The sequence below is a fragment of the Streptomyces chattanoogensis genome (genome assembly GCF_001294335.1).
Classification (GTDB): domain Bacteria; phylum Actinomycetota; class Actinomycetes; order Streptomycetales; family Streptomycetaceae; genus Streptomyces; species Streptomyces chattanoogensis.
The window spans coordinates 178,491-188,759 of sequence record NZ_LGKG01000152.1; the positions used below are offsets into that span (position 1 = coordinate 178,491).

Below are 10,269 nucleotides of genomic sequence, written 5' to 3' on the forward strand. Positions count from 1 at the left end.
GCGGGCGGCCATGTACGCGTCAAGAAGCCGGAGGGTTAATTGTTAGGAAACTTAACTACCCCGCTCGGGGTTCCTGCAGCTCGCCGCAGGTCAGCCCAACTCGACCTCGTAGAAGCAGAGATGGTCCTTGATCTGCGCAACCTCGGGGTGCGGCTCAGGGTAGGCCCACGCGAAATCCTCCGGGCCACCGGGGAGTGACCAGTAGGAGGCGGTTCCCTTGAACGGGCAGACGGTGTGGGTGGCGGAGGGGGTGAGGAGGTCGGTACGGACGTCCTCGGGCGGGAGGTAGTAGCGGACGGGGTAGCCGGTCTCGGCGAGGAGGAGGGGGCGGTGGGTGTCGGCCAGGAGCCGGCCGTTGTGCGTGACGCGGATGTGGTCGGTGCCTTGGGTGATCTCGATGCGGTGGCCTTGCTGGGTCATGACTGTGCCTCTCCGTGGTGAATTCCGGGTGGTGAATTCCGGCGGTCTGCCTTCAAGGTTGCACCGCCTTGGACCTCGCGGACACCGCGCCCCGCCCACTCCGGCGCCGGACCGGCCAGACGGGTCAGCCGTTCTCGCGTCGCCTCCGGCAGCGCCGCCGCACGCCCCGCCCCCTGATCGACATGCAAGGCGAACAGCTCCTCCGTCGCCACCGCATCGCCGGCCGGTTCGCCGGATGCCGGATCGCAGACGTACATCTCGTGCAGGAAGCGGATCTTCTTCGCGTCCACCCCCAGCACCACCGTCCGGACGGCGAGTTGGCTGTGGCGTGCGACCGCGCGTCGATAGCGGACGTGTGCCTCGACCGTGTAGAGGGAACGGCCGGACCGGTCCCGGTACCCGGCGTCCAGGCCCACCGCATCCATCAGCGCATCCGTCGCGAAGCCGAAGACCAGGACGTAATAGGCCTCGCTGAGGTGGCCGTTGTAGTCGATCCAGTCGTCCCGGACGGTCTGCCGGAAGAGGGGGAGCCGTTCCGGAGCGGAGCCCGCAGCGGGGTCCGTCATCGCTGGGTGTCCCCCAGCCGGCCCGTCGCCCGCAGCACATCGATCACGCCCTGGTCGCGTGCGGCGACCAGATCCGCGTACGTGCGGTCGCCGGCGGTGCGCTCGCAGCCGTCGACCATGGCGTCCCGCAGCGTACGGTCCAGCTCCGGCGCCTCCAGGCGGGTCCACGGGGACTTCAGGGACGGGCCGAAGTGGTCGAGCATATGGGCCATACCGCCCTCACCCCCGGCCAGCGCGAAGGTCAGACAGGGGCCCATGAAGGCCCAGCGCAGCCCCGGTCCCTCGGTTATCGAGGCGTCGATGTCCTCGACGGAGGCCTCACCGTTGGCGACCATGTGCAGCGCCTCGCGCCAGAGCGCCTCCTGGAGGCGGTTGGCGAGGAAGCCGGGGAGTTCGCGGTCCATGGTGATGACGGACTTGCCGGCGACGTCGTAGAAACGGGCGGCCCAGGCCACCGCGTCCGCATCGGTCCGTTCGCCGCCGACGACCTCGACGAGGGGGATGAGGTACGGGGGGTTGAAGGGGTGGCCCACGACGAGGCGGCCGGCGCCGGCCGCCGACCCGGCCGCCTCGGTCTGCATATCCGTCATCGGGTATCCGGAGGTGGAGGAGGCGATGACCACACCCGGGCGGACCGTCGCGGCCAGTTCGGCCAGCAGGGAGCGTTTCAACTCCAGCTTCTCCGGGGCGCTTTCCTGGACGAAGTCGGCGTCGGCGACGGCCTCGGCGAGGGTGGGGGCGACCGTCAGACGGGCCCGGGAGGCGCCCTCGGCCAGGCCGATCTGTTCCAGCGCGGGCCAGGCGGCGGCGACCAGGCGGCGGAGGCGGGCCTCCGCGTCCGGAGCCGGGTCCCAGGCGGTCACGTCGTAGCCGCGGGCGAGGAAGTGGGCCGCCCAGCCGCCGCCGATGACTCCGGCGCCGATACAGGCGATCCGGCGGACGGCCTCAGGGGCCGTGGGTGACTGTGTGGTGGGCATGCGGGTGCTCCCGGGGTCGGGGGAAGGGGGCGCCTGCCTGCGGGCAGGTCGGCGTGCGGTCAGACGCGCGGCTTCAGTCCCAGCCTGGCCCGTGCCCGGTCCGGTGTGGCGACCGTCGCGCCCAGCAACTCCGTGATCCGGACGGCCCGTTCGACCAGCTGGGCGTTGGTGGCCTTGACGCCGCGGCTGAGATAGAGGTTGTCCTCCAGGCCGACCCGGACGTTCCCGCCGAGCAGGATGGACTGGGCGACCCACGGCATCTGCATCCGGCCCAGCGCGAAGCTGGCCCACTGGGCGCCTTCGGGCAGCATGTTCACCATCGACTGGAGGACTCCGGGGTCGGCCGGGGCGCCCCACGGGATGCCCATGCACAGCTGGAACACGGTCGGGTCGTCCAGCAGTCCCTCGGCCAGCAGCTGCTTGGCGAACCACAGCTGGCCGGTGTCGAAGATCTCCAACTCCGGCCGTACGCCCAGCTCCTGGATGCGCCTGGCACCCGCGCGCAGCATGTCGGGGGTGGAGACGTAGAGGCTGGAGCCGTCGCCGAAGTTGAGCGAGCCGCAGTCCAGGGTGCAGATGTCGGGGAGGAGTTCCTCGACGTGGGGGAGCCGCTCCAGGCCGCCGACCAGGTCGGTGCCGGGCAGGTGGGTGAGCGGCGCGTCCGGGTCGATGACCAGGTCGCCGCCCATGCCCGCGGTGAGGTTGATGACGACGTCGGTGCCGGTCTGCCGGATGCGGTCGACCACCTCGGCGTACAGGCGCGGATCGCGCGAGGGGGCGCCGGTCCCGGGGTCGCGTACGTGGATGTGCACCACCGCGGCGCCCGCGTCCGCGGCCTCGACGGCCGACCTGGCGATCTGCCCGGGTGTGACGGGCACGTGCGGGGAGCGGCGGACGGTGTCACCGGCGCCGGTCAGCGCGCAGGTGACGATGACCTCGTGGTTCACGGGGCGGGTTCCCTTCGGCGGTGGCGGGACGGGCCTCGGTGGCGGGACGCGCGTGCGGTGATACGGGCGGACGGCCCGGCGGTCACCGGCCTCGGCGCGGCGCGAGCTCGCTCTCCACGAAGGCGAGGAGCGCGGCGTGCATGGTGTCGGGGGAGGTGCTGTCCGGCGCGGTGGCCAGCACCTGGGTCGCCAGACCGTCGATCAGGGCGGTCAGGCGCAGCGCGGTGGAGTCGGGGTCGACGCTGCGGAAGACCCCCTGGCCGATGCCCCGGCGCAGGACGTCGGCCACCGTGGTGCGCCATTGCCGGTAGTAGTGCTCGTGCAGCCGGCCGACGGCGGTGGAGCGGGCGGCCTGGGCCCACAGGTCGAGCCAGACCAGCCACTGCCGGCGCTGCTGCTCGGTGCGCGGGGTCTGCAGCGCGATCAGATGCTCCAGCTCCGCGCGGGCGTCGGCGGCCTCGGCCAGGCCCGCGGCACGGCGTTCGGTGTCCTCGTCCATGCACCACCGCACGGCCGCCTCGAGCAGTTCGTCGCGGCCGGGGAAGTGGTAGTGCACGGCGGCCGTGCTGGTACCGCAGGCGGCCGCGATATCGGCGACCCGGACGCCGTGGAAGCCGTGCTCGGCGATCAGCCGTACGGTCTCCCGCACGATCTGCAGCGGCCGGCCGCCCTCCGGGACCGGCACCGGCGCGCGGCCGGGCGGCGCCGGGCGCTCCGGGGCGCCCAGCAGCCAGCCGGTCTCCACCCCGCCGATAGCGGCGATCCGCACGATCTCGGCGAGCGTGAAGCGCCGGGTGCCGCCCAGTGACCTGGAGAGTTTCGAGGGGTCCAGCACCATCCGGCGGGCGAACTCGCGGTGGCTGCAGCCGAGCCGGCCGATCACCTGACGGACACGGTCCGTGACGTCTCCGTCGTCGTCCGCGACCCGGGCTCCGGGGTCTCCGGCGTCTTCGTCCATGGCCCGGGACCGTAACAGTGTGTTGAGAACATCGCAACGCTCGGAGTAGGGAAGACAAGGGTCTCGGCTGGCTGTCTGGAGGGTGTTGCGGAATTTCTGATGCGGGAGTCAGGCATGGGGGCAGGGTGACCGATGAATCCCCTGGGGCAGCCGAAAACCGAAGGAATGTGGCAAAGTGACGACATGGCTGACCGGGGAGCGAAGCGCCCCACCGTGTCGGTGCCGGACGACTGGCCCGCCCACCCGGACCTGACCCTGGCTCTCAACGGCATGGGCGGCTTCGACTGGGACCTCGACAGCGGGCTGATGCACATGGATCCGCCCGCCCTTGAGGTGTTCGACCTGCGGCCGGCGGAGTACGACGACCGACCGGAAACCCTCACCTGCCGGGTACCGGCCCATGAGGCGGCCCGCCTGGACGCCCTGGTGGCCCGCGCCCTCAAGGACGGCAGCGACTCCTACGGCGCCTACTTCCGGGTCCGGCTGCGGGACGGCGAGCTGCGCTGGACGCACGCCCAGGGCAGCATCCGCCGCGACCCCACCGGCCGGCCCCGCCGGATCATCGGCGTGGTCCGCGACGCCAGCCACGAACACTCCCACGCGGCGGAGCGGCTCGCGGTCGACGAGGAGCGGCGGCGGCACACCAGCGTCGTCGAGCGGGTCACCGCGGCCCTGGCGCACGCCCGGACGGTGGGCGAGGTCATCGCCGCACTCGCCGACGAGCAGGGACTGGACCGGCTGGGCGCGGAGAACGTCATCCTCGGGCTGGTCGAGGCGGGCCGGATCCGGCTGGTCTCGGAAGGCAAGGCGGGCAGCTTTGTACCGGATCTCGAGTACACCCGGGTCGGGGACGAATTCCCGATGAGCGAGGTGGCGCGCACGCTCACCCCCCGCTATGTCCGCAGCCGCAACGAATTCCGGTACGGCTACCCGCGGCTGTGGCATGCCATCGAGCCGCTGAACGTACACTCCGCCGCGTATCTGCCGCTGATCGCACAGGGCCGCCTCATCGGTGTCATCGGGCTGTTCTTCGAGCGGGAGAGCGACTTCCGCGACCAGGAGCGCAATGTGCTGCTCGCGCTCGGCAGCAGCATCGCCCAGAGCCTGGCCCGCGCGATGCTCTACGATCAGGAGCACGACATCGCCGCCGGCCTCCAGCAGGCCATGCTGCCGCGCCGGATCCCCGGCGTCCCCGGCGCCCAGGTGGCGGTCCGCTACCGCTCCGCCGCGATGGGCCGGGACATCGGCGGCGACTGGTACGACGTGATCCCGCTGCCCGACGGCCGCGTCGCGGCCGTCATCGGCGACGTCCAGGGGCACGACACCCACGCCGCCGCCCTCATGGGCCAGCTGCGGATCGTGCTGCGCGCCTACGCCGCCGAAGGGCACGCGCCCGCCACCGTCATGGCCCGCGCCTCCGCGTTCCTCAACGAGCTCGACACCGACCGCTTCGCCACCTGTACGTACGTCGATGCGGACCTGAGCACGGGAGCCGCCCGGATCGTGCGGGCCGGACACATCGATCCGCTGCTGCGGCACGCCGAGGGGATCTGCCGCCGGCTGCCGGTCGCGGGCGGCCTGCCGCTCGGCATCGCCTCCGAGTTCATACGGCTCGACTACCCCGTCACCACCGTCCATCTCGCCCCCGGCGACACCCTCGTGCTGTGCACCGACGGCCTCGTCGAACAGCCCGGCATCGACCTCGACGACGGTATGCGGGATCTCGCCCGGGAGATCCGGGACGGCCCGCAGGACGTCCAGCAGCTGGCCGAGCGGCTCTGCGCACCGGTCGACGAGGGGAGCGGCGAGGACGATATGGCGCTGCTGCTGCTGCGCCGCCTCGGCGCTCCCGAACACGACACCGTCGGACGGTTCCGGCAGCACATCCCGCCCGCCGACGCCGAAGCGCTGTCCGCCGCCCGGCACATGATCCGCGCCGCCGTACGGGCCTGGGGCGCACGCGAACGCTCCGACGAGATCGAGCTGGTCGCCGACGAGCTGATCACCAACGCCCTGCTGCACACGGACGGCGAGGCGATCGTCAACATCCGTATGCCGCACAGCGCCATGCGCACGCTGCGCCTGGAGGTCGAGGACCACTCCAGCAGCCTGCCGCGCCGCCGCGAACCGGGCGAGGCCGGGGTCTCCGGACGCGGGCTGCTGCTGGTGGACCGGCTGGCGGATGTCTGGGGTGTGGAACCGCGCGGCACCGGAAAGTGCGTATGGTGCGAGTTCAACTGCCCCTGACCGGGAAGGCGCTGAGCCGCCCCGGCACCGGCGGTATCGGGCGCCGAGGCATCGGCACGGCCAAGTGAGGACGGTAGGACGGTTATGGGATCGCCTGCGGAACGGCGTGGGGACGCCCGCGAGTTGGCGGCGTGGCTGGAGCGGGAAGGCGTCCGTACCCTCGCGCTGACCTGGGTGGACAACGCGGGCATCGCGCGCGTCAAGGCCATTCCGGCCGCGCGTCTGGCGTACGCCGCACAGCGCGGCATCGGCATGTCACCCGTCTTCGACGTCTACACCTCCGAGGACGTCATGACCGAATCCGAGCACATCAGCGGCCCGTCCGGCGATCTGCGGCTCTTCCCCGACCCGGACCGGGTCACCGTGCTCGCCGCCCAGCCCGGCTGGGCCTGGGCCCCGGCGGACCGCTACGACCAGAAGGGCGAGCCGCACCCCGCCTGCCAGCGCCGGTTCGCCCGCACGATGGCCGAGCGCGCCACGGCCGCCGGCCTCGACCTGCGGATGGGCTTCGAGACCGAGTGGGTGGTCACCCGCGCCCCCACGGGCCACGACCCGGCCCAGGACGACGCGTTCGCGCCGCTGGAATACCCCTGCACCGGCCCCGCGTACGGCATGACCCGGATCGTCGAACTCTCCGACTACCTCCGCGACGTCGCCGAGGCGCTGGCCCTCCAGGGCATCGAGGTCCATCAGATCCACCCCGAGTACGCACCCGGCCAGTTCGAGGTCAGCTGCGCGCCCGGTGACCCGGTGCGCGCCGCCGATGACGCCGTCCTGGTGCGGGAAACCGTACGGGCCGTCTCCGTCCGGCACGGCCTGCGCGCCTCCTTCGCCCCCTCCGTCATCGCCGGGCAGGTCGGCAACGGCTGCCACCTCCACCTCAGCCTCCACCGCGACGGCACGAGCCTGCACCGCACTCCGGACGCCGCCTGGGGCCTGGCCCCCGACGCGGTCGCCTTCCTCGGCGGCGTCCTCGACGCCCTGCCCGCCCTCATGGCCGTCGGCTGCCCCTCGCCCGCCAGCTATCTGCGGCTGCAGCCCTCCCACTGGGCCGGCGTCTACCAGTGCTGGGGCATCGAGAACCGCGAGGCGGCGCTGCGGCTGATCCCCGGCGCCCCCGACGACCCGGACGGCGGCCACGCCGAGATCAAGACCTTCGACGGCGCCGCCAACCCCTACCTCGTCGTGGGCGCCGCGATCGCCGCCGGGCTGCACGGCATCGAGAGCGGGGCGCGGCTCCCGGACCCGGAGAGCGAGGACCCGGGCACCCTCACCGTCCGCGAGCGCGCCCGGCGCCGCATCGTCCGGCTGCCCGGCACCCTGACCGAGGCCGCCGACCGGTTCGAGAAGTCCGCCCCGCTGCACGACGCGATGGGCAAGGTGCTGCACGGCGCGGTGCTCGCCGTACGACGGGCCGAGGAGACCCGGTTCGCCGAGGCCGACGACGAGGAACTGGCCGCCGCAACCCGCTGGCGCTGGTGATGACGGTGAACGTCCCGGGCCCGGACGACGGCCTTCCGCCCCTGGTGGACCACCACTGCCACGGAGTGCTCCGGCATGAACCGGACCCCGGGACGTTCGCCGCGTATCTCACCGAATCCGACCGCCCGCCCGCCGCGGGCACCACCTTCTTCGACACCCAGACGGGCTTCGCGGTGCGCCGCTGGTGCCCGCCGCTGCTCGATCTCCCGGCCCACTGCCCGCCCGACCGCTACCTGGCCCGCCGCCGCGAACTCGGCCCGGACGAGACCCGCCGCCGGCTGCTGGGCGCCACCGGCATCGGCGCCTACCTCGTGGACACCGGTCTGCCCGGCGACCTCACCGGCCCCGGCGAGACCGCCGAGGCGGGGCGCGGCACCGGCTACGAAATCGTCCGCCTGGAGGCGCTGGCCGAACGCACCGCGCTCGGGGTACGGGACGCCGAGGAATTCACCCACGCCCTCGACACCGCGATCCATCACGCCTCCCGCACCGCCGTCGCCTTCAAATCCGTCGCCGCCTACCGCCACGGACTGGCGCTCAACCCGCTGCCGCCGACCCCGGGCCAGGTGCACACCGCCGTCCGCGACTGGATGGCCGCCGGACTGTCCCGCCTCACCGACCCCGTCCTGCTGCGCCACCTCGTCTGGCAGGCCATCGCCACCGGCCGCCCGCTCCAGCTGCACACCGGCTTCGGCGACCCCGACCTCCGCCTGGACCGGGCCGACCCGGCGCTGCTCACCGACCTCGTCCGGGCCACCGCCGGCACCGGCACCGACCTGGTGCTGCTGCACTGCTACCCGTACCACCGCCACGCCGCCTACCTGGCGAACGTCTTCCCGCACGTCTACGCCGACGTCGGCCTCACCCTCACCCACACCGGCCCGCGCGCCACCGCCGTCCTCGCCGAATTCCTGGAACTGGCCCCCTTCGGCAAACTCCTCTTCTCCACCGACGCCTACGGCCTCCCAGAGCTCTACCTCGTCGGCGCCGCCCTGTTCCGCACCGCCCTCGCCTCCGTCCTGGGCGACTGGACCGCCTCCGGGGCCTGGTCGGCCGACGACGCCCGGCGGGTGGGCGCGATGATCGCCGCGGACACCGCGCGACGGGTCTACGGCCTGCCGGCGAGCGAGCCGCCCGGGTAAGGGGCCTGACGGCCCGGTGTCTGTTTCCCCGCCGCCGAGCGGCATGCTTTACTGCGCCGCGTGGCCCCTACAACGACCTCCGTCACCAGCCCGGAAGCGGGTGACCCGGAAAAGCGCGAAATACCCCAGCGCTCCCGCATATTCGCCGATCTCACCCCGCTCCGCAGCTCCCCCGACTACCGCCGCCTGTGGTGCGGCAACACCGTCTCCTGGATGGGCCAGCAGATGACCGCCCTCGCGGTCTCCCTCCAGGTCTACGCCCTCACCAAGTCCACCTTCTCGGTCGGCCTGGTGGGCCTGTGCTCCCTCGTCCCGCTGGTCGTCTTCGGGCTCTACGGCGGCGCCATCGCCGACACCGTCGACCGCCGCAAACTGGGCCTCTTCAGCGCCTCCGGCGCCACCGTGATGTCCATCGTGCTGGCCACCGCCGCGCTCGCCGGCTACCACCACGTCTGGCTGCTCTACACGGTCGTCGCCCTCCAGGCCGTCTGCTTCGCGATGAACTCCCCGGCCCGCACCTCGATGATCCCCCGGCTGCTGCCCACCGAGCAGCTGCCCGCCGCCAACGCCCTCAACTCGCTGACCAGCAACCTCGGTCTGATGGGCGGGCCGATGCTGGGCGGCGTGATCGTCGGCCTGTGGGGCTACCAGGCCGCGTATCTCATCGACGTGGTGGCCTTCAGCGGCTCCCTCTACGCGATGTGGCGCCTGCCCGCCATGCGACCCGAAAAGGGCGACGGCCCGCGCCGCCGCGCCTCCGTCCTCGACGGCCTGCGCTTCCTCGCCACCCGCCCCAACCTCCGCATGACCTTCTTCTCCGACCTGGCCGCGATGGTCCTCGCCCAGCCGCGCGCCCTGTTTCCCGCCGTCGCCGTCCTCTGGTTCGCCGGCGACGCCAAGACCGTCGGCCTGCTGGTCGCCGCGCCCGCGGTGGGCGCCGTACTGGGCGGACTTTTCTCCGGCTGGCTCGGCGGTATCCGCCGGCACGGCCTGGCCATCCTGCTCGCGGTGGCCTCCTGGGGCGCCGCCATCGCCTGCTTCGGCCTCTCCCGCCACCTCTGGCTCGGCCTGTTCTTCCTGGCCGTCGCGGGCTGCGCCGACACCGTCTCGATGGTGTTCCGCAGCACCATGCTCCAGGCCGCGACCCCGGACGCGATGCGCGGCCGCCTCCAGGGCGTCTTCATCGTGGTGGTCGCCGGCGGCCCGCGGCTCGGCGACTTCCTCGCCGGTTCGGTGGCCGACCTCACCTCACCGGCCACCGCGGTGATCGGCGGTGGCCTCGCCTGCGTCCTGGTCGTCACCGGCCTGGGCCTGGGGCGCCGGGCGTTCGCCCGGTATGACTCGCGGGATCCGCGGCCCTAGCGCTGCCGCTTTGCCTGGGCCGTACGTTGTCGTCTGCGGCGCCGCGGTGTCGTCTCGCCGTTGCGCCTGGCGGCGGGCGGGGGTTGGTTGTCGGCCGCGGTGCCGGCCCTCCGGACTCCGTCCTGCGGTCCGTCCCCTCCCGACGGTGGGGGTGAGGGGGCTCGGTGG

The 10,269-nt window shown here is 72.8% G+C and carries 9 protein-coding genes; 4 read left to right on the forward strand and 5 right to left on the reverse strand.

Translation table 11 applies throughout. The features are described 5' to 3' along the window. Window positions 1–90 precede the first annotated feature (90 nt). From ADL29_RS26660 to ADL29_RS26680, 5 genes are all read right to left on the reverse strand, one after another. Window positions 91–420, reverse strand: coding sequence for a DUF427 domain-containing protein (locus ADL29_RS26660; protein WP_046924817.1), 330 nt, complete (start codon window positions 418–420; stop codon window positions 91–93). Further along, the gene (locus ADL29_RS26665) at window positions 417–986 is read right to left on the reverse strand and encodes a thioesterase family protein (RefSeq protein ID WP_078971306.1); all 570 of its coding nucleotides are present in this window, start codon (window positions 984–986) and stop codon (window positions 417–419) included. The genes ADL29_RS26660 and ADL29_RS26665 overlap by 4 nt, the downstream gene beginning before the upstream one ends. Further along, a complete protein-coding gene (locus ADL29_RS26670) occupies window positions 983–1,963 on the reverse strand; it encodes a 3-hydroxyacyl-CoA dehydrogenase NAD-binding domain-containing protein (RefSeq protein WP_053926121.1) in 981 nt (326 codons plus the stop codon). Before ADL29_RS26670 ends, ADL29_RS26665 begins: the two co-directional genes overlap by 4 nt. 59 nt (window positions 1,964–2,022) lie before the next feature. Next, entirely contained in the window at window positions 2,023–2,910 is an 888-nt protein-coding gene (locus ADL29_RS26675) for a beta-keto acid cleavage family enzyme (protein WP_053926122.1), read from the reverse strand. A gap of 82 nt (window positions 2,911–2,992) precedes the next feature. After that, window positions 2,993–3,868 carry a TetR/AcrR family transcriptional regulator gene (locus ADL29_RS26680; protein WP_053926123.1) on the reverse strand — a complete coding sequence of 292 codons (876 nt, stop codon included), beginning with the start codon at window positions 3,866–3,868 and terminating at the stop codon, window positions 2,993–2,995. Between the two features lie 183 nt (window positions 3,869–4,051). Here ADL29_RS26680 and ADL29_RS26685 point away from each other — a divergent pair, with 183 nt between their 5' ends. From ADL29_RS26685 to ADL29_RS26700, 4 genes are all read left to right on the forward strand, one after another. Further along, window positions 4,052–6,115 (forward strand): SpoIIE family protein phosphatase, encoded by a 2,064-nt coding sequence (locus ADL29_RS26685; RefSeq protein WP_053926124.1) that lies wholly within the window; start codon window positions 4,052–4,054, stop codon window positions 6,113–6,115. Between the two features lie 84 nt (window positions 6,116–6,199). Continuing rightward, window positions 6,200–7,597, forward strand: a complete 1,398-nt coding sequence (locus tag ADL29_RS26690; RefSeq protein WP_053926125.1) for a glutamine synthetase family protein — start codon at window positions 6,200–6,202, stop codon at window positions 7,595–7,597. Beyond that, on the forward strand, window positions 7,597–8,739 hold the full coding sequence (locus ADL29_RS26695; RefSeq protein ID WP_053926126.1) for an amidohydrolase family protein: 1,143 nt from the start codon (window positions 7,597–7,599) through the stop codon (window positions 8,737–8,739). The genes ADL29_RS26690 and ADL29_RS26695 overlap by 1 nt, the downstream gene beginning before the upstream one ends. Window positions 8,740–8,859: 120 nt before the next feature. After that, window positions 8,860–10,101: an MFS transporter gene (locus ADL29_RS26700; protein ID WP_053926143.1), complete on the forward strand. Its 1,242-nt coding sequence runs from the start codon at window positions 8,860–8,862 to the stop codon at window positions 10,099–10,101. Window positions 10,102–10,269 lie beyond the last annotated feature (168 nt).